Source organism: Achromobacter mucicolens, from assembly GCF_902859725.1.
In the GTDB taxonomy this organism is placed as follows: domain Bacteria; phylum Pseudomonadota; class Gammaproteobacteria; order Burkholderiales; family Burkholderiaceae_B; genus Achromobacter; species Achromobacter mucicolens.
On sequence record NZ_CADIJP010000006.1, the window covers coordinates 52,036 to 70,396 of the forward strand.

24 protein-coding genes and 1 tRNA gene are annotated in these 18,361 nt (G+C 63.3%); 5 read left to right on the top strand and 20 right to left on the bottom strand.

Going from position 1 to position 18,361, the window contains the following annotated elements; genetic code table 11:
- Positions 1–65 precede the first annotated feature (65 nt).
- From HV786_RS08885 to HV786_RS08970, 18 genes are all read right to left on the bottom strand, one after another.
- The gene (locus tag HV786_RS08885; RefSeq protein ID WP_128828787.1) at positions 66–860 is read right to left on the bottom strand and encodes a gp53-like domain-containing protein; all 795 of its coding nucleotides are present in this window, start codon (positions 858–860) and stop codon (positions 66–68) included.
- Positions 850–1,524, bottom strand: a complete 675-nt coding sequence (locus HV786_RS08890) for a DUF2612 domain-containing protein (protein WP_128828788.1) — start codon at positions 1,522–1,524, stop codon at positions 850–852. The genes HV786_RS08885 and HV786_RS08890 overlap by 11 nt, the downstream gene beginning before the upstream one ends.
- A complete protein-coding gene (locus HV786_RS08895) occupies positions 1,521–2,732 on the bottom strand; it encodes a baseplate J/gp47 family protein (RefSeq protein WP_128828789.1) in 1,212 nt (403 codons plus the stop codon). Before HV786_RS08895 ends, HV786_RS08890 begins: the two co-directional genes overlap by 4 nt.
- 7 nt (positions 2,733–2,739) lie before the next feature.
- Positions 2,740–3,024: a hypothetical protein gene (locus tag HV786_RS08900; RefSeq protein WP_252870203.1), complete on the bottom strand. Its 285-nt coding sequence runs from the start codon at positions 3,022–3,024 to the stop codon at positions 2,740–2,742.
- Positions 3,025–3,086: 62 nt separating this feature from the next.
- Positions 3,087–3,818: a Gp138 family membrane-puncturing spike protein gene (locus tag HV786_RS08905; RefSeq protein ID WP_128828791.1), complete on the bottom strand. Its 732-nt coding sequence runs from the start codon at positions 3,816–3,818 to the stop codon at positions 3,087–3,089.
- Complete coding sequence (locus HV786_RS08910; protein ID WP_128828792.1) at positions 3,811–4,674, bottom strand: baseplate hub protein; 864 nt, start codon at positions 4,672–4,674, stop codon at positions 3,811–3,813. Before HV786_RS08910 ends, HV786_RS08905 begins: the two co-directional genes overlap by 8 nt.
- The gene (locus tag HV786_RS08915) at positions 4,671–4,970 is read right to left on the bottom strand and encodes a phage baseplate plug family protein (RefSeq protein ID WP_128828793.1); all 300 of its coding nucleotides are present in this window, start codon (positions 4,968–4,970) and stop codon (positions 4,671–4,673) included. Before HV786_RS08915 ends, HV786_RS08910 begins: the two co-directional genes overlap by 4 nt.
- Positions 4,967–5,611 carry a hypothetical protein gene (locus HV786_RS08920; protein WP_128828794.1) on the bottom strand — a complete coding sequence of 215 codons (645 nt, stop codon included), beginning with the start codon at positions 5,609–5,611 and terminating at the stop codon, positions 4,967–4,969. Before HV786_RS08920 ends, HV786_RS08915 begins: the two co-directional genes overlap by 4 nt.
- Complete coding sequence (locus HV786_RS08925; protein ID WP_128828795.1) at positions 5,611–6,966, bottom strand: serine/threonine-protein kinase; 1,356 nt, start codon at positions 6,964–6,966, stop codon at positions 5,611–5,613. Before HV786_RS08925 ends, HV786_RS08920 begins: the two co-directional genes overlap by 1 nt.
- Positions 6,967–6,970: 4 nt before the next feature.
- Positions 6,971–7,120, bottom strand: coding sequence for a transcription elongation factor GreA (locus tag HV786_RS08930; RefSeq protein WP_217284686.1), 150 nt, complete (start codon positions 7,118–7,120; stop codon positions 6,971–6,973).
- A 14-nt stretch (positions 7,121–7,134) separates the two neighbouring features.
- Positions 7,135–7,569 (bottom strand): hypothetical protein, encoded by a 435-nt coding sequence (locus tag HV786_RS08935; RefSeq protein WP_128828797.1) that lies wholly within the window; start codon positions 7,567–7,569, stop codon positions 7,135–7,137.
- A gap of 1 nt (position 7,570) precedes the next feature.
- Positions 7,571–8,002, bottom strand: a complete 432-nt coding sequence (locus tag HV786_RS08940) for a phage tail fiber protein (RefSeq protein ID WP_128828798.1) — start codon at positions 8,000–8,002, stop codon at positions 7,571–7,573.
- Positions 8,003–8,011: 9 nt separating this feature from the next.
- Positions 8,012–9,490 (bottom strand): DUF3383 domain-containing protein, encoded by a 1,479-nt coding sequence (locus HV786_RS08945; RefSeq protein WP_128828799.1) that lies wholly within the window; start codon positions 9,488–9,490, stop codon positions 8,012–8,014.
- A 4-nt stretch (positions 9,491–9,494) separates the two neighbouring features.
- Positions 9,495–10,028, bottom strand: coding sequence for a phage neck terminator protein (locus HV786_RS08950; RefSeq protein ID WP_128828800.1), 534 nt, complete (start codon positions 10,026–10,028; stop codon positions 9,495–9,497).
- A 324-nt stretch (positions 10,029–10,352) separates the two neighbouring features.
- Positions 10,353–10,613, bottom strand: a complete 261-nt coding sequence (locus tag HV786_RS08955) for a hypothetical protein (RefSeq protein ID WP_128828801.1) — start codon at positions 10,611–10,613, stop codon at positions 10,353–10,355.
- Positions 10,610–10,969 (bottom strand): hypothetical protein, encoded by a 360-nt coding sequence (locus HV786_RS08960; RefSeq protein WP_338076532.1) that lies wholly within the window; start codon positions 10,967–10,969, stop codon positions 10,610–10,612. The genes HV786_RS08955 and HV786_RS08960 overlap by 4 nt, the downstream gene beginning before the upstream one ends.
- A complete protein-coding gene (locus HV786_RS08965; RefSeq protein WP_254599470.1) occupies positions 10,959–11,648 on the bottom strand; it encodes a hypothetical protein in 690 nt (229 codons plus the stop codon). Before HV786_RS08965 ends, HV786_RS08960 begins: the two co-directional genes overlap by 11 nt.
- 40 nt (positions 11,649–11,688) lie before the next feature.
- Positions 11,689–12,522 carry a YdaU family protein gene (locus tag HV786_RS08970; protein WP_128828802.1) on the bottom strand — a complete coding sequence of 278 codons (834 nt, stop codon included), beginning with the start codon at positions 12,520–12,522 and terminating at the stop codon, positions 11,689–11,691.
- Positions 12,523–12,853: 331 nt separating this feature from the next.
- Between HV786_RS08970 and HV786_RS08975 the strand changes: the two genes are divergently transcribed.
- On the top strand, positions 12,854–13,939 hold the full coding sequence (locus HV786_RS08975) for a S24 family peptidase (protein WP_128828804.1): 1,086 nt from the start codon (positions 12,854–12,856) through the stop codon (positions 13,937–13,939).
- A gap of 701 nt (positions 13,940–14,640) precedes the next feature.
- Here HV786_RS08975 and HV786_RS08980 read toward each other — a convergent pair.
- Positions 14,641–14,868: a hypothetical protein gene (locus HV786_RS08980; RefSeq protein WP_158216707.1), complete on the bottom strand. Its 228-nt coding sequence runs from the start codon at positions 14,866–14,868 to the stop codon at positions 14,641–14,643.
- A gap of 119 nt (positions 14,869–14,987) precedes the next feature.
- On the opposite strand from HV786_RS08980, the gene HV786_RS08985 reads away from it, so the two are divergent.
- The 3 genes from HV786_RS08985 to HV786_RS08995 all read left to right on the top strand — a co-directional run bounded on the left by HV786_RS08985 (position 14,988) and on the right by HV786_RS08995 (position 16,585).
- Entirely contained in the window at positions 14,988–15,128 is a 141-nt protein-coding gene (locus tag HV786_RS08985) for a hypothetical protein (RefSeq protein ID WP_158216708.1), read from the top strand.
- A 69-nt stretch (positions 15,129–15,197) separates the two neighbouring features.
- On the top strand, positions 15,198–15,425 hold the full coding sequence (locus tag HV786_RS08990) for an excisionase (protein ID WP_128828805.1): 228 nt from the start codon (positions 15,198–15,200) through the stop codon (positions 15,423–15,425).
- On the top strand, positions 15,401–16,585 hold the full coding sequence (locus HV786_RS08995; RefSeq protein ID WP_128828806.1) for a site-specific integrase: 1,185 nt from the start codon (positions 15,401–15,403) through the stop codon (positions 16,583–16,585). Before HV786_RS08990 ends, HV786_RS08995 begins: the two co-directional genes overlap by 25 nt.
- Positions 16,586–16,600: 15 nt before the next feature.
- Here HV786_RS08995 and HV786_RS09000 read toward each other — a convergent pair.
- Positions 16,601–16,676 (bottom strand) — tRNA-His (locus tag HV786_RS09000).
- Between the two features lie 221 nt (positions 16,677–16,897).
- On the opposite strand from HV786_RS09000, the gene cls reads away from it, so the two are divergent.
- The gene (gene cls, locus HV786_RS09005) at positions 16,898–18,355 is read left to right on the top strand and encodes a cardiolipin synthase (RefSeq protein ID WP_128828807.1); all 1,458 of its coding nucleotides are present in this window, start codon (positions 16,898–16,900) and stop codon (positions 18,353–18,355) included.
- The last annotated feature ends 6 nt before the right edge of the window (positions 18,356–18,361 follow it).

Below are 18,361 nucleotides of genomic sequence, written 5' to 3' on the forward strand. Positions count from 1 at the left end.
CATACGGAAACGCCGGATCGTAGGGTTGCGCGTTCGATGACGTGGCAAAGAAGGTTTCGGTCATATCACTTTCCTATCGCGATGTAATAGAACAGGGGCGACTGCGCGGATTCGGCGCTCGTGCTGCCGACCACCTCCAGCGACGTGTTCGAAAAGTTCGCGACGCTTAGGCTATCCATAGCGTTTGGCGAGTTCTGGATTTGTGGGATCACGACCCAGGCTGCGTTGGGAAAGGCTAGCGGATACGATACCGACGCCGATCCGACGTAATAGCCATCCGTCGCCGTCTTCATGTTGATAGTGCCGCGTCCCCACTGCAGAATCACGCCGCCCAGCCAGGACGGCAACGCCAGGTAGCCGTTCACGCCCAAGGACATCGTCACGCCAAACCGGAGTTTTCTCGGCGTCACCGCCTTGGTGTCGTCCGTGCCCGCTTCTACTTCGGCAGTGGATGCGATTCCCGCCGGCAGGGCAATCCAGTTCGCACCACCCGAATCCGGATCCGTGCTGTTGTTCTCGGCCAGATTCAGCCAATAGCCCTCCCCCAGCGATTTTTTCAGCATCGCACCCTGGGGATACCCACCGATGGCCGTACTGAACGCGGCGTCGTAGGGATACGCCCCCCCGGCCTGCTGCCACCTCGCTGCCGCACTGAGAAAATTCAAAATCCCATTGAAATCCGCCCCATAAGGCGGCACGCCGCCCGCCGCCAGCGGCGTCATGGTCAAGGGTGGAAAGCCGTCTGTAAACGACGCCGCGCCCGGCGTTACGCCGATCTGCGAGGCCACCGGAATGGCATTCTTGTTGCCGCTGTCCGCAAACGGGACGGCCGATTTGAGAGGTGCGTTGCTAGCTTGCATTGATAAGCCCCGAAGAAGTGAAATAGACGCCCGAGCCAAACGGCTGCATCAGCGCCTCGTTGAAACCGAACGTGGTGGAAAGATCGACCTGCAGGACATGCGCATGTACCGCCGCCGGTTTGGGAATGGCACCGGATTGGGTGAGGATGGCGATTTCGTAGGGGGCCAGCGCAAACTCGAACACATAGCGGAACTCCATATGTCCCGTGTCCGACACGTAGCACCGCCCGCGCCCGGCGAAGAGGTTTGACAGCAGCTGGTTCAGGCTGGGCGAGGTGCAATCCGAGATGTTGGCCAGCGCCTTGACCAGGATCAGCTTGCGGTAGGCATCATCGGCAAGCCGGTACGTCTGCGTGGACTGCTCTCCCGTATAGAACGGCGCCTGGTTGAACGGCTGCCCATCCAGGGCTTCGTCAAAACCCAGGTAGGTCACGTCTCCGGGAACTGTCAGCATCCGCCCGACGTCGACAATCCTGCCCCAGATGTCCAGCCCGAACCCCTGCGCGGTCTCCACGTTCCAGACGTAGCGGTAGAACGCATCGAAATCCGTCTGCGGGTTGATGTAGTCGTCCATGTTGTTGATCAACTGGACGAGCGTCGGGCTGTTGGCGTACTGGCTGATGAGGGTCCGGGAGGCCAGGCCCGGCTTGGGCACGACGTTCATAGCAACGTCACCGCAATATCGCCGGCAGTGACCGTGGGCCGGCGGTTGATGGGCACCGTCAGGCTGGCAGCCGTCGGCGACGCAGGCCCCAGCAGCAGCGACAGGATGGAGACCGAGGGACTGAGGGCCGAGATGGCCGCGTAAAACCGGCTTGCATAGATGGTGGAGCCGATGCGCGCCCGTTGCCCGCCATCCGCGCCACTGAAGGCGTCGATGATCGCCTGCCGGGTCAAGGCAACGATGTCCGAAGGCAGTGCCGGGTTGTCTGCCAGCTTCACCTCAAACAGCACGGGCAACGCAGCCGGCGTTTCCCACTTCACGACGTACGAGGGGTAGGGATAGGAATACCCTTGCCTGTCCTCGATCGTGTATGACGTGTTGCCGTTGTAGTCGCTGCCATTGCTTTTTTTGCGCCAGATCGCATCGGCGATATCCGCGGCCTGACCACCTGCAACGGCCACCCAGATCGAGTGCGGTCCCAGCGTCACCCCTCCGATTGTCCTGGGCACGGACATGTCATTCTCCGTCACATAGGCGTCGATCACGCCCTCTACGTTCGCCACGTTCGCGTAGATCGCGGGCAGCGAGCCGCTGGCGTTCAGCGCCACCGACTGACGCCTGCGCGCTTCGAATTCCGCGCGGCTCTCCACGTCGCTGCCCGGCGTGCCTGCGTCGGCATTCGACACCGAATCCCAGCCGGGAATGGCTTGGTAGATCTGGTTCAACGCGCCGGGCGCGCAATCCACCGGCCCATCGACCGTGCAGGCAAAGGGAAGATCGATGCTGCCGCTGGGTGGAATGGTCCCCGCGCGGGTGCAGAGGTAAAGCCTTCCATCCACCGTCTGCGCCCGCGCGCCCACCGGGATCGTCACGCCGGCCAGCCCATTGCAGGTCGCAATGACGGCGGTAGGCGTGCCAGGCTTGCGGTCCAGAAAGTAGATCCGCCCGATGGCGTCCTGCATCCGGTCCGCGGCGAACGCCGGATCGACCTGATTCACGTACGCCGCGAATTCGTTGTTCTTGTCGCCGATGATGGCGGTCGTACTGGAGGCGAGCTGGCCCTGCGGCGATTCCAGCGCCAGATTCAGTCCGCCGCCGAATGCGGCGTCCATGTCCGACAGGACACCGGCCAGAATGGCGGATTCGTCGGGCAGCACCAGCCCTTCCGGCATGAATTGCACGCGCGGCACTTGAGAGATATTCGGCATGGTTTCCTCAGAAGCTGACGGACTGCGTCGTTCCGTCCTGCAAAGTGATATCGACGTAGCCCGCCAGGGCACGATCGGTGATGGAAGTCAGCGTGCACACCGCGCGCACCACGTCCGGGACAGTCAGGGCCGCCCGTTGGACATGCTCGCGGGCCAGCGCCAGCGGCGGCCGGTGGCCCAGGAACTCATCCCAGTACGGCAAGCCCAGCGCAGTGTTGTAGAACAGTTCGCCCTGGAACAATTTGATGGCGCTGGCCACGTCCTGCGCGACGGCATAAGGGTGGGATGCCATCGCGATGTTTCCGGACGCGTCCAGAACCAGGTCCCAGGCGCTTCGGTCTAGCAGTAGTGTGTTCAATTTGGCGTCCCCGTGTTGGATGGTCCGCTTTGCACGCCGGGATGCGTGTGCGTGCTGCCCACGTCCCTGCCGTTGTTGCGCAAAGTGCCCTGCGTATTCATGTCGCCCTGCCAGGTCGACGTACCGCCGAACGATCCGGCGCCTTGTTGAACCGTCCCGTTCAGTACGATCCGAGGCGCGTTCAACGCGCATTGCGTGCTGGCGTTCATCTCGATGTCCGGCGCCGTCACGGTCACCTTCGATGGCGACACCACGTGGATGCCTGTCTGCGTGAACTGCACGTATTGCACCGGTGTTCCGTTGAGCAGGCCGCCGAGATACAACCCGTCCGCCATGTCGTGCGAGCGCCATGACCCCGGATTGCTTTGCCCCCGCGAGGCTTTCACCAGCGAGATGTCCCGATTCGCGAAGGCCGCCATCCCGATATCTCCGGCTTTCGGGTCCAGGATGATGGCATCCGATCCGCCCTGCAGGCGGAAGTAGGGCAAGCGATGCAGCACACCATGCGGAACCGCATTTCCGGCGCCATCGAGCTGGTTCACGAGCGGCTGCACGTCCACGAAACCCACCGGCGACCGTCCACCGGAATTCGTCACCGACACCACCTTGACGAGCGTCGCCGTGGCGATACGCGCCAGCGCCTGGTTGATCAGGAACTGCAGTGCGCCGAACTCGCTGTCGCCTTGACCTGCTTGCGCGAGGCCCGCGTATCCGAATTGCTCAGCCATCAAGATTCCTTTTACATACCGCCACGGACTGCCAGACACCCCGCGGCACGTCTGCTTCCAGCTGGTGGGCCAGGCTCACGATCGTCCATTCGCCCTGGGCTGCGTGAATGGCGCTGGAGACCCGCACTCGCTTACCAAGCGCAAGATCCGGGTTGTAGAGCGTCTTCAGGGCGAGGCCGCTGCCGGTGAAGGCGGGATACCCGATAAGCCCGGTCTCGGGCGACACCGCAATGGGGTCGCCTTGCCTGAAGCCGTCAGCGGGCCAGATCGCAAGCACGCCCCGATCGATCGTGTGGCTGATCCGGGCCGCCTGGGCGCAACTGCGTAATTGGTCCATATCCGTTCCGGAAAAATAGGGATTGGCCAGGACGGTGTTCACGCCGCGGCCTTCAAAGGTGTAGCCCATCGCTGTGGCGATTTCCCGCATGACTTCCTGAGCGGGCGTGGCGCCCGGATACGACCTGGGGTGTGCGGGCTTCACCTCCTTGGCGCCCGCGACCTGCGCCATGACGGTCAATACGCTGTCGGGCGCCATGCCGTAGTCCGCCCACGCATTGACGATTTCGCCCTCGTAGGCCACGCAGGGCGCCTCCACATCGCTGCCGGCATGCACGCGAACGAGGTTCAACCCCCGGCGCTCCTCCATGACGGGCCCGATCGTCGTCAGCCTGTTCATCGTCTCCTGGTCCAGTCCGTACACCGTCAGAAGTAGTTGAGGCCGGTCGCCCGACGCGTGCATCGGAATCTCCGCAGACACGCGATGGCCCCTGAGCGTCACGTCCGGACCCTGCTGGTCTCCGTACCGGCCCTTACCCAGGCTGAAGGTCACGTCTATCCGGCGCTTGGTGAATGTCATGGCTCGAACGGCTCCAGGTACGACAGGACAAAGCGCGATCCCAGGCTGTCGTATTGCGGGTCGGCCTGTCCTTGGGTGTCCTCGAAAGCCAGGTCCCCGACAAAGCCCAGATAGGCGGACCGCACGAGTCGCACCCGGTCATGGCACAACACCGCCGTGACGACCGGTGCGTCGTCGACCTTGAGGTCCAGGTAGAGCCCCGTCGACTTCTGATAGACGGAGATCTGACAGTTCTGTCCAGACAGCACGACGCTAAGCGTCTGCGACGGAACCGGATGTAGCGGAATCCACTTCATTGCGCGCGCCCCCTCTCGCCTGTGCCGTTCTGAGGCCGACCGGACCGGGCGACCTGGCTGGTCGGCTGCACCTGCCCGTTGCTCTGTTGCGCGGCGCCGCTGGGCTCCTGGGTCTTCGAACCCTTGGCATCGGGCAGCTCCCGAACCAATTTGAGGGTCAACGCAACCACCAACATGCTGGCCCCATTCTTCTCGCCCCGCTCGTAGGTGTAGGTCGCGAGCGTGACCGAGGGGTAGGTGATCTCGGGCGTGACGATCGAGTAAAGCTCAGTGCCGCGGACCATGCGTTCCAGATCTTCCAGCATGGCGCTGCGCGAGGCCTCGTAACCGGAATGCGCCAACCTGACGATCACTTCCCACGCTTTTTCGGTCTTGTTGAAAGGAGAGACTTCGCCCTTCTCCACTTTGGCTTGGGCTACTTCGGTTTCATGCTTGAAGGTGATGCCCAAGAACGTGTCGAAGACGAGCGCGGGCCGCCGCAGCGAACGATAGAGGCCCCACTGGGGAACCCCGAAAATCGATTCGACCAGGCGCCCAAGCGTAGAGCGTTCCTGCGCGGGGCGCGAAGAATCGTTCTCCGCCCGGAATACCGCAGGCACGCCCGGTGCCGCCGGGACATCGGGATAAGGAATGAATGGCATCAGAAAATCCCCGTATTGCCTTGCTGGACAAGACGCTGGCTATGTCCCAAGCCCGCGAGATCACGCGCAATAGCCGCGCCGTCCATCCCCTGCGTCACCAGCGTGATGGCCCCGTGGATATGGGTTTCGGACGTGTTTCGCGCCGGCGTCGTCGCGCCAGCCGTTTGAGACGTGCCGGCCTGCGCCGCCATGGCCGTTACCACTGCGGCCGCGCCGCCCTGCTCGCGCGCATCCCGGGTCAGCGCCGGGTAAAAGGGCGCGGTGGCGGCAGTCCGCTGTCGCACGTCACGCATTTCAACCACTGGCGGCTCGACGCCCAGCAAGCGGCGCAACGCCACGTCGATCGGCTGCGACGTCGTACCGCCCACCTGTGCATCGCCGGCGGGTTGCGCCGCGCCCCGCGACTCCCAGTCAACGAAGCCAAGCTGCTGCTCCGGCGTCGACTGGGAAACATCCACGCCAAATGCCCGCTTGAAATCGGCTGCCCGCGTAGGCGTCCACTCACCGGCGTCATGCGCGATGTCCAAACCGCCCTTCGAACCAGGTTCCGGCGTGTCCGCCCCGGTTGAACGGGCAACGCGTCCGGACGTCTGCCCGCGCGAAACCGCCGGCGAGCCGACGGATTGCGCATCATGGCTCAAGGCGTGTAAGGCAATGGCCGCCACCGCGCGTCCGTGCAGGGGTGGCGCGGCGCCTGGCGACAACGGGTCAACACCCGCTTGCGCACGCGATGCGCAGACCGCCTGAAGCGCGGACGCGACGCCTGCGACCGCCTTCGTCGAAGACAGGATCTTCAACGAACCCAGCGCCAGCAGTGCATCCTGCCACCGGTCTTCGCGCTGATTCGCGATTGCTGTGCCCAGGGGAGCCGGCTGGTCCGCCCCGTCGCCATCCCGGGCCAGGTTTGCTACCCATGCCCCGCCGCGCCGGTGAGGATATGCGGCCGCGCCTGAGGCCGCCGCGAGCATACCGTCACCTTCCTTGGGACGGGTTGCGACTTCACCGGCCGGCATGAACGCGTTTGCAAGCACCGCCGGTTGATCGACGGGCAACGGCACAGTTACGGCCAGGCCGCCCGGCGTCAGCGCCACGGCGTGGGACGCCTCGATCGGCACGTGATCTTGCAAGCCAAGGCCAGGACCCGCAGCGGCAAAGTTCCACAGCGCGCGTGCATCGCTGCGGAACCTGCCCAGGATCGCGATTACCCCTTTGGCGCCGGCCTCCATGGATCGGAAGGCACGGCCCGGTTCACGGGCCGCTTGCGCAAACGCCTGCCAGGCGGACTCTGCCTTTTGAGAGAAAACCCCGGCGTTCCAGTTCAGCGTGACGGCCAAGGCGTCGATAAGAGTGGCCATGCAACTACCTCGGTTCGGTTAGGACACGCCTGTTGTGTGCGTCCACCGCAATCACTTCAAGCAGGTTGTACAGGTCTTCGGTACCCAGGACGGATTGCAGGTCGTGCAGCAGGCCCGGGTGCCGGGAGATCACCACGCCAATGTTGCGAGGCACATTGGCGTAATGGATCAGGCGCGGGCCGCCACGGGGGACCTGGAGCCCGAAGTCGATGGGGTGGCGGCCATGAAAAAATCCAGGTGCATGCCCAGGATTTTCTTGCGCAGCGTAAGCAGGGTCGCCACTTCCTCGATGTCGCTGGGAACGAGCCCCCGCGTCACGTCCGGACTCGGCTGGATCTGCACGCAGTCCATCATCTTGTCGAGCAGGGGCTTGGCGCTATCGAAAGACAGCTTGGCGATGGCGTTCAACCCCATGGCGGCCACGCCCGCCAAACCCGCCTGAGCGATGTCGTCCGGAATCTCCACGCCGGCGTTCATAAGCGCGAACAACGCGCGCCCGCCCCACTCCTCGGCCTCGTAGGCCGAGAGTTCGGTCAGGATGAACACCTTGCCCTTGTCGCGCCCGTCGGCGCCGATGGTCACGGCGATCTGCTTTCTCGCCATGTCACACCAACGCCGGGGTGACGTTCTGCCAGGTGATCTGGAACGCCATGGACTGGAGGATGGCGCCCGCAGTCGGGGCCGCCGGCGCTACCGTCAGCACGCCGCGGGTCAGCGTGTACTTCCGGTCGATCGACGGGATGCTGAGGGTGCCGTGGGCGTAGAAGACGTCACGAGCGGTCCGGGTCGCCGACATCCAGATCTCGAAGAAGCGCATGGACGCCGAGTCGGGCTGCAAGGTGATCGTTTGGACGGTGGCCTTGGGCACGTAGCTGGCCGACAGCCGGCCGTCCACGCCCATGTTCACCTGCGCAAGCTCGTGCGCCGCGAAGGCGAAGGATGTGTCGGACGCGTAGCCCTCGATCTTCTGCGGAACCGGAAAAACCCCGCCGACGGCAAGCATCAGAACGGAATTGGCACTGGTCAAAGTCGCCATGTTGAATCCTTAGAGAATGGCCAACGAGGCCAGGGTGATTTTCTGGACGGAACCGCCGTCCATGTACCAGAACGTCATGGGCGGCGTGCCGCGCGCTTCGCGCACTTGCGGCGTCGCATCCTTGATCTGCAGATACCAGCCGCGAGTCTGGAGCGTGTCGGAAATGTCCACGCCGGCCATGCTGTTGACCTGGGATTTCTGCTGGTTCGACAGCGCGACGCCCGCGCGGATGGCGCCGAAATTGACCGCCGCGTTGATGGGGTCCAGGCAGGCCGCGTCGATCATGGTGTAGCCGTCGATGTTGTAGGGAACGGCGTTCACCTGGGTCAGCAACGACATCAGCGCCTGCTCGAACGCGGCATTCAGCCAGATCTGATTGACGTAGGTGTCGACCCACTTCCAGTTGCCGCTGACCTGGCCCGGATAGAGAAACCGGAAGCGGTCGTTGCTGGTGGCGTAGTCGCCGTAGAAGTTGTAGCCGTTGTCGATCAACGTCTGCGCCGTCGTGGCGTCGGTCACGGAATAGGCCAGGCCGGCCTGGCCCTTGAACGCCAGGGTGGCCCGGCCGTTCGTGCGCGCGAAGTCCAGCGAGGCGATGGCGCCCAACACGAACGCCGCGTGGTGCGGGTCCTGGTAGACCGGCACGGAGCCCGAGTATTCGTTGGCGCTCACGATGGCGGCCCAGTTGGACGTATTGCCCTGCTGCGACGCAGTGACGTCTGTATCCCAGCCGACGTAGGCGTAGCGGTCGCCCTGGGCGCTCGTCCACGCCGAGAACGCCACCTTGCCGTCCGTGTCGGGTTCGAAGGCCGTCATGAATGCCGCCCAGTTCTGGACCAGGTCGGTGATCTGGCCCATGTTCACGGCCGGCACGCCGGCCGCCGCGCCTTGCGACAGCACGGCTCCGGTTGCCTGCGTCAGCTTCAGGCCCGCCGCGATCGTGCCGCTGCCATGGGAAATCGCGCTGGTGGCGCCCTCGGTGCCCGAGGTGATCACGAACGCGGCGCGCTGCGCGTCATAGGCGCAGGTCGCGTCCAGGGACGTGAACGCCGCTTGGATGATCGCCGCGGCATTCGAGAAGCTCGTTGCCGTCGACAGGTCGATGTTGCCGGAGGTCTTGGCCACACCATCAACGGTCACCGTCAGGATGCCTGACAGCGTATGCAGGTCGGCAAGCGTCGACGTAGCCATGGAACCACCCCGCAGGTAGGCGGAAACCGCCGCTGCCGGGTACTGGGCGAACAGCAGGTTGCCCGGCTTGCGGGTCGAGTTGTCGAACCCATTGAAGTAGACGTTGGCCAAGCTGGCCTCGGTCGAGGTCGGACCGAAAAAGCGCTGTACATCGCGCGCGGTCGCGAAACTCTGGATGGCGCCGATGGGTACGGCCGTATCGTGGGTCAGGATCAGGCCGTTAAGGTCGAGCGCCGATCCGCCTGCTGCGATCACGCCCGGGACGACCTGGACGATTTCACTGGCGGGAATGGACATAGCATTAAGCTCCCGTAGGATAAGTGGTGTCGACTTCGATAAGGCCGACGTGGAGTTGGTCCGCGAACTGCTGCGGCACGGTGATAAAGGGGTTGAACTGCAGAAAGGCGTCGAAAGACCACCGTTCGAAGAACGGCCCTTCGGCGCTTGAGATGGGCAATTGCGTCATCGCGCTCGCGGACAGGGGCTGGGCCCGGCCCAGCGTTCCAAGAAACTCGCAGCCGACGGCGCTGCACAGGACAATGGACAGCGCCAGCGCCATATCGTGGGCTCGCGCGCCATAGCTATCGATGCGAGCGGACCACTGCGTGGCCTGGGTGATGGACAGCGTCCCCGTGGCGGTGGCCGGATCGGCGTAGACCGCGGTCGGCAACGAGAGTCCCTGTGCCGCGAGCGGTGTAATGACGACGCATTCGCGCATCGGGCTGGGAACCTGACCGGGCAGGCCGCGAACGACGTCGCAGTCCACCAGTGTCTCGAAGAACGTGATCAGGTCGTGGACCAGCTCAGCCTCGGTAATGCTTATCTGAACGCTCATGCAAGAGATCCGTACCAAAGAGGAACACGCGCGATGGCCGCGCCGAAAACCAGCAGGCCCCGGCTTCGCCGGAGCCATAAATGCAAAAAGCCCCGGCGGGGCCGGGGCTTCAATTCGTCAGGGCGCAATGTCCCGGACCTATTGTGATCGATTGCGTGACCGGAGGGGCGGGGTCTTGTGACGGTAGCGTCACACGCTGTCTGCCGTGCGCGGACACCTCGAAAAACCTGGGTGCACGCCTGAAAAGAAAAAGCCCCGGCGTGTGCCGAGGCTTCATTTCCTTTGGGCGCAATGCCCCGGCCCCATTGTGACCGAATGCGTGACCTATGGGAGGGGCTCTTGTGACGCTACCGTCACACGCCATGCATAGGTGCGTCCGTGCCCGCCTTGCTGCGGTTCCTGGATCAGCACGCTGCCCGTGTCTTTCAGCGCATCCATGGCGCGCTGAATGCCGCGTTGCAGACGGGTCTTTTCCGCGATCGACAAGTCGCGGCCGTGCGATACGTGGCGGACCAGCTCCATCAGGCGGAACGACCGGCCGGGATAGCACGCCATCAAATCCATGACCTCGTGCGCGTACTTCATGCCAACCTCCTTTCGACCAGGCTACGAAACAGGCCGAGGTACAGCTTGTATTCGATTTCGGTGAGCGCCACGCCGGTGGTGTCGGCGATCCAGTCGAGCGCCTTGGCAATGCGCTCGCGATTATTCAGTTCACCGAACATCACGTTCTTCTGCGGATACTCGGCGATGATGATCATCCGCTCGTGCCAAGGCAGCGCGGCGTGCAAGTCTTGCACGACCTGCGCATGATGAAGATTGATGGGCCGGTAGTGTTCCTCTTCGGAAAGATAGACCGCCATGTTGCCCACGGTTTCGCCGGACCAGGTCCATCGCGCCCAGTTCCACATCAAATCGTCGCCCGTCAATTTATTCATCATCCACCTCGCACTGTTTGCATTCTTTCCCATAAGGCCTGCCCTGAAGGTCATAGGTCACCTCCGCGCTTTCGCTCTTGGCGCGCCTGAGCATGTCGGCAATGCCGCGGCTCGGGTGATCGCCGCGCGCGATGCGCGCTTCCCATTTTTCGATCCAGCTTCGGTGCGGACGTCCGCGCTGCCGCAGCACGTTGTCCGCGCCCATCTTCCTGAGCGCCGCCTCCGCTTCCTCGCGCGTTGCCAAGGTGCGACCAGGCGCCGGCAGCACCAGGCGTGGCGGCGGAATGTCCGGCCAAGCGCCCTTTGCAAGTTCTTCGTTCAAGGTTTTCTCCCAGCGCGTCTTGATCGCGCCATAGGTGCAGCCAAGCAGATCCACCGTGCTGACACCCACCGCAGTCCAGTACACGGCCGGATGCGACCACACGCCCGTCTCGCCGCGCTTGCGGGCGGACATGCCGCGCACTGCCTCGTGAAACGCCACTTCCGGCACAGTCCATGGACAACAAAGCTTGATGAACTGCGGCAGGGTCGGCGGCCATTCCTGGGTCAGGCAGGCGACCAGACCGCGGCGCACCTGCGCCTCATTCAGGCCCTCCAGCTTCTGATTCCAGGAATCTTTCAGCTCGCGCGCCGACAGTCCCTGCCACTGCTGCGCGAACTTCGCGCCATACATGAGCCACATCTCGCTCACGACCAACGCGCCCAGGGACGTGGGCTGGATGTCAGCAGGTTGCATCGATCGTTCCCATGAATTTCTCGCGCGGACGGCTATCGGCCGCCAGCGCATCCCGCAGTTCATCGGTCCAGTCCGACAGGCGTTTGGCCTGGCTTGATGACGGGGCGGCCCGAGCCGCGGCGCGGGGCGGGTAGAGACCCTGATAGCCCCCAGCGATGCTGTTCGCAATCACGGCGCCGGGCGCATGACCTTCCGCCCGGTAAGCCGCGAGCTGCTGCAACTGGCGCTTTGCCCCCTCTTGCGTCACCGGCTTTCGGCGGATCTTGCGGTCAGCGACCCAACTGGCCCAGTCGTCACGCTCGAGCCAATCCGGAAGTTCGATCGTCGACGCATCGAATCCCGCGCCGCCACGGGGGCCCGGGGGATTCATCCTTGTTTCCTGGTTCCTGGTTACTGGTTCTTGGTTGGCTTGCGATCCGGTTGCCGCTGGGGCGGCGTCCGGTTTTTCATCGGAACCCATGACAAAACCGGCCGGTTTCCCGGCCGCCATCTCATTCTTCTTTGGCCGCCCTCCCCGTTTGCCGTTCGCCTTGGCGGTTTCGGCCTTGACGTGATATGCGGCAATTTCGACGTCAGCCCGCTTGTTGTGCCAATAGCCGTCCCGCAGGTCGAAGAATTCGCCCAGGACCAACGAAGTCGCCTCCTTTTCCTCGTCGGTCCGCGCGCCTACCCAACGGAATACCTGTTGCAAGTTGTCTAAGATTGGCTGCTCTTCGGCGTAATAACGCCGCAAGAGCCGGCTGTAAATGGCGTCTTCGAGCAGGCTCAAGTGCATGGTGGCCTGGGCGTAGTCGCCGATGTTGTGGCTGTAGTAATTCATGCGTGCTCCAGCATCCCGGCAGATTTCAGGGCCCCGTCCTCGGGGCTCGGGGCGGCGATTCCTCGTTCACCCTGTGCCGGCGGGCGTTCCACGCCTCAAATACCGTGGGCCTGGCCAGACGCAGGAACTCTCTCCACGCCTTCGGCATGCCATTGCCGCGCCACTGCGACACCGCGCCAGCCGTCACACCACAGAGCGCTGCCACCCTGCCGGTGCCGCCCAACGCATCGATAAGCGAAGAATCGTCGTTTTGTGTTTTCATGGATAAATCTTAGAATGCTAAGATATCAAAAGCAAGCCATCTAAGATGGTTTTTGTTTAGCATCCTAAGATGTCCTTCCAAAAACGAATCACGCAGGCATTCAACGAAGAGGCGTCGCGCCGCGCGGACGCGGGCGAGCCTCGCCTCACCAAGACAGACCTGTGGAAAGCCGCAGGCGCTTCATCGGGCGCCGCAACGCATTGGTTCAACGGGTCCAACGGCATGGACATGGCGACCTGCATCAAGGTCGCCCCGCTGCTGCATGTCAACGCGCAGTGGCTGTACGACGGCAGCGGTCAAAAGCGGCCGGACAACGATGACCTGGGCGCGGTCCCCGCGCCAGCCCCCTGGCCCTTCCCCAGCATCCCCGAAGACCAGGTACGCGCCCTGTCTCCAGAACAGTTGAACAAGCTGCAAGGCGCACTCGCGCTGGCGATCGCGCAGTTGAAGCTTGGGATCGACGTCGCCTACGGCTCGGCGGCGCCGCAGGCCCCGATGGTCCTGCGCAGCGACTCGCTGGTGGACACCTATATGGCGCGGGACGAATTTCCCATGCGCATCGAGGGCATGCCCCCGGCCCCTTGGGAAGGCGGAAAAACCACGTACCAGGCCGAACGCGAACACCGCGTCCGGCTCAGCACAGAAACTGACGTATTCGCCAACGTGGGCGCGGGCGAACCGCCGGCCGCCAACGACAAGTTCGAAAAAGTGCCCGAGCTGGCGGATGTGCGCCTGGCGGCCGGCGAGCCCATCGAAAACCACACCGAGGAGCAGACTGGCATGATCCAGTTCCGCAAATCGTTTTTGAAGTCGGTGGGTGCGGGCAACGGAAAGGCCCGCGTCGTGTACGCCAAGGGCGACAGCATGGAACCCGTCATCCGCGACGGCGCCGCCCTTCTCGTGGTTCCCAACGAAAGCCTGACCCTGCAGGACATCGCCGCTGGCGGCGTCTACGCCATCAATTACGACGGCAAGATGATCGTGAAGACCGTGGCGAGAGAGCGGCTGACCGGACGTTGGGTCGCCCGTTCGTTCAATCCGGCCTATGCGGATATCTCGCTGGAAAACGGGCACCCGGTACGCGTGCTGGGCCAGGTCGTTTGGGCGGGTTGCAGATTGCCCGACGATGAAGCGGGGCAGTGGGTGAAGTGCTAGAGGCCGCTCGGCCATCCGGATCTGGGTAACGCAGGTCCCGACTGGCGATCCGGCAAAGCGGTTGACCCCTGCTTCACCCGGGCGGACCCCACGCCGCTCGGGATTGTCGGGCTGTGGGATCGCGACCGGCTTGCGGCCGGCCACGCCGGTATTGTTGGCAATTCACGCGCGCGCGGCCTTGCGGCGGCCCTTCGGGTCCAAGCCACCGAACTTGGCATTCTTCTGCGGGGACTCGGCGCTGATCACCATGCGCTCATGCCACGACAGCGCGGCGTGCAAGGTCTCCACCACTTGGGCGTGGTCATAGAGGATTCGACGGGGATCGTCCCCCCAAGGACACACAGGCCTCCATGTTGCCCACCGTGGCGCCGGACCAGGTTCAGCCAGCCCACTTCCACAACAGGTCGCCGCCCTTCAGCCTACTCATCCTCCACCTCGTACTGTTTGCATTTCTTCCCATAAGGCTTGCCCTTCAGGCAGCGAACGATCGTGTTGCCAAACAGCATCCGCACCGTGCGGGCGTTGGCGCATCCTGCGAACGCCGCTTCAGCGCGGCTTGCTGCCGGTTCATTACGACCAGCATCGGGGCGCGGAACTCCCATTTCCGCAGCTCTGCCGTCATGCGCACCACCACCCAATGCATACCGCGCGACAATCTCCGCATGCCATGCGGCGAATAAAGGTCGCAATCTCCGCACCCATCAGAATTCCTCCACGGACCAGCCGCCGCCGTCCTTCTTGGAGCGTGCCTTTACTGCGATGAACTGAACGGGTGCCCGCGTAAAGATCGGCGGTGTGGCAATCCTCACCACAGCCAGCCGCCAAAGACGAATGGCTACATGGACATGAAAGAGTGGTTCCATGTCCAGCGGAAGGCCGGACTGCTTCAGGTCGAGCGCGGCCGCTGCGGGAGGTGGAAATTCCCGCATGAGCTATCCGGCACGATCGACTGATCGACCGTCTATACGCGATGGCACGCCCGTCGCAATTGAGTCGCCGGTATGCAACGGCTGCCTCCCCAAGCAGCACAGGGACGGAGGCGCCGTGTATGGCTGAGCTGATCGAACGCCTTGCCGCCCAGCTCCGCGAGTGCCTCGAATCCCTCGGGGCCGACCAGATAGACGATCAGCGTGCCATGCGGGCCTACGCCGATGCAATGGCACTATCTCAGGAAACGTCTCATTTATGACGCAAAAACCTCGTCAATGTCTCATTAATAATTCATCCTAGTAAGCCCAGGCTTCATTTTGGAGGCGATATGCTGAGCACCGCCGACAGGCACGCACTGGTCGCGCAGGTCGCGCCGGCGCCGTACATAACGGTCGCATTGGCCGCAGTGATCACCGGCCTCACCGAGAAAGCTATCCGGCGCAAGATCGAGGACGGCAAGTGGCTTGAGGGCCGCGAGTACCGCAAGTCCCCTGACGGCGGGATTTTCATTTCCATGAAGGGATATCAGAAATGGGTCGAAAAGGAACTGGGGTAGAAATCCGGGAGCGCTCCATCCGGCTGTCGTTCACCTACAACGGCAAGCTAGAGCGTCACACGCTCACCCTGGACTTGCCGATGCTGCCCACCCCGGCCAATGTGAAATACGCACACCGACTGGCCATCGAAATCAGAGAGAAGATTCGCCATCGCACGTTCAGCCTGGCGGAGTACTTTCCGAAAGCGGTAGTGGAAGACGCCGGCACCGTCGGCGGGCAGCTCGACACCTGGCTAGCGGCCCAGCGCATCGAGTCTTCGACACGCGACGGATACGCCAGTGCCATCAAATTTTGGAAGCACTCGATCTGCGACCACCACGGCGCGCGCCTGGGGACCATCCCACTGCGTTCCGCCAAGCTCAGTCACTTTCTCACCGTCATCGCCGGCCGCCCGGACCTCTCAGGCAAGACCATCAACAACTATGTTTCGGTGGTGCGAGAAGCCTTGGATCTGGCGGTAAAGGATCGCGTTCTGGCCGAGAACCCCGCCAGCAATATTCCACGCGCGAAGTACCAGCGCGAGCCGCCCGACCCGTTCAGTCGATCGGAGATGGAACAAATCCTTGAGGCCGTGCGGCAACGGTTCCCTGGCCAAGTCCACAATCTGATCGAGTTCTGGTTCTGGAGTGGCCTGCGGACGTCCGAAGTGTTCGGCCTGCAATGGCCGAACATAGACCTGGCATCCGGCTCGGTGCTGGTGGCAGAAGCTCTGGTGCGCGGCGAGAAAAAGGATCGAACGAAGACGGCCGTGGCGCGACAGGTCATTCTGAACAGCCGCGCGATGGCCGCCATTCAAGCTCAACGGCAGCACACTCAGATCACCGGTGCCGCAGTGTTCAATGATCCGCGGTACTCAGCGCAATGGGAAGACGAGCGCGCATTTCGGCGCAGTTTCTGGACGCCAACGCTGAAGCTTTTGGGGATTCGCTATAGACGGCCATACAACATGCGGCACACGTACGCGACGGTGATGCTGATGGCTGGGATGACGCCGGCCTTCTGCGCGAAGCAGTTGGGACACAGCGTGGAGATGTTCTTGAAAACCTATTCCAAATGGCTGGACGGTGATCAGAATGAATTGGAGATGAGGCGCTTGGAGACGGCGATTTCTCCCCAGAATCTCCCCGAGAAAACAAAACAGGCGCCTAAGCGCCTGTAATGTATGGGGAATTCTTGGGGTGGCTGATGGGACTCGAACCCACGACAACCGGAATCACAATCCGGGACTCTACCAACTGAGCTACAGCCACCACTGGTCTTGCTTTGCACATTCAGAATTTACTGAAGCGCTTTCGTCGCAGCGCGTCTTTGAAACGTGTTTCGAAAGAAGCTCAACAACGAAGAGGCCGAATTCTAGCACGTTTTTTTAAAGCGTGTGAAATCGCCCCGAAGCCACACGTTTGCCACCCGCGGCAGCCTTGCTATTCTTGCGCTTGGTTAACCAATGGAGGCCGCGTCTCACGCCCTCGCCATGGATCGCATACACGCATTTTTGATCGAATACTGGCCTCATATTGCCTTTGCCATCAGCATCGTGGCGGGCACGGGCGCGGCGGTGCATGCCGCGATGACCAAGCAGGATGTGCGGGCGGCCATCGGCTGGGTGGGGGTGGCGATGTTCTCGCCGATCCTTGGAGCCCTCTTCTATTTCGTCGCCGGGATCAACCGTATCCGCAAGACGCGGGTGTCGCAGCAGCGCGACGACGCCATGCAGGAAGATGCCGAGCAGGTCGAGACTGCGCCGGTCGATGTGGTGGCGATCTCGGGCGAGCAGTTCGCGTCGCTGAAGGTGCTGGGTGACCGGGTCAGCCGGTTTCAGCTGCTGGCCGGCAACGAGGTGCGGCCGCTGGCCGGTGGCGACGAGACGTATCCTGCGATGCTGCAGGCCATTCGCGAGGCCCGCCACACGGTGGCGATGCAGAGCTATATCTTCGACAACGATCCGATCGGGCGCGAAGTGGCCCAGGCGCTGATCGAGGCGCAGGCGCGCGGCGTACAGGTGCGGGTGTTGATCGATGCGGTGGGGTCCAAGTACTCCCGTCCGCCGATCGTGCGCATGCTGTCGCGGGCGGGCGTGCCGGTGGCGCGGTTCATGACCAATCCGATGGGAGTGCTGCGCATGCCCTATGCCAATCTGCGCAGCCACCGCAAGGTGCTGGTGGTGGACGGCCGGGTGGGCTTTACGGGCGGCATGAATGTTCGGGCGGCGTTTGTCAGTGCGCTGGCGGGCGACGCCACCAACCACGATACGCATTTCCGCGTGGAAGGACCGATCGTGACGCAACTGATGTCGGTGTTTGCGCATGACTGGAATTTCACGACGCACGAGTCGCTGCCCGCCAAGCCGTGGTTCGATCCCGACTTCATGCCGCCGTCGGGCCGCGTGCCGATCCGCTGCGTGCCGTCAGGGCCCGACCGTGCGCTGGGCAGCACGCACAACATGCTGCTGGGCGCCCTGGCCGTGGCGCGGCATCACGTGCGGATCCAGTCGCCCTACTTCCTGCCCGACCAGACGCTGATCGGCGCGCTGGCCACGGCGGCGCGCCGCGGGATCATTGTGGACATCGTGATCCCGGGCAAGAACAACCTGCGGCTGGTCGATTACGCGATGACGGCGCAGCTTGACCAGGTGGTGCGCACGGGCTGCCGCGTCTGGCGCTCGAGCGGCGCGTTCGACCACTCAAAGCTGATGACGGTGGACGGGGCCTGGACGTATGCCGGCTCGTCGAATCTGGATCCGCGCAGCCTGCGGTTGAATTTCGAGCTGGACACCGAGATCTACGACCGCGACGTGGCGCGGTGGCTCGATGCGCGCTTCGATGCGTTGGTCGCCAACGCGCACCGCGTGACGCTTGAGGACCTGCTGCAAGCGCCCTTTGCCACGCGCCTGCGAAACAAGGTGATCTGGCTGGCCACGCCTTATCTGTAGCGCCCC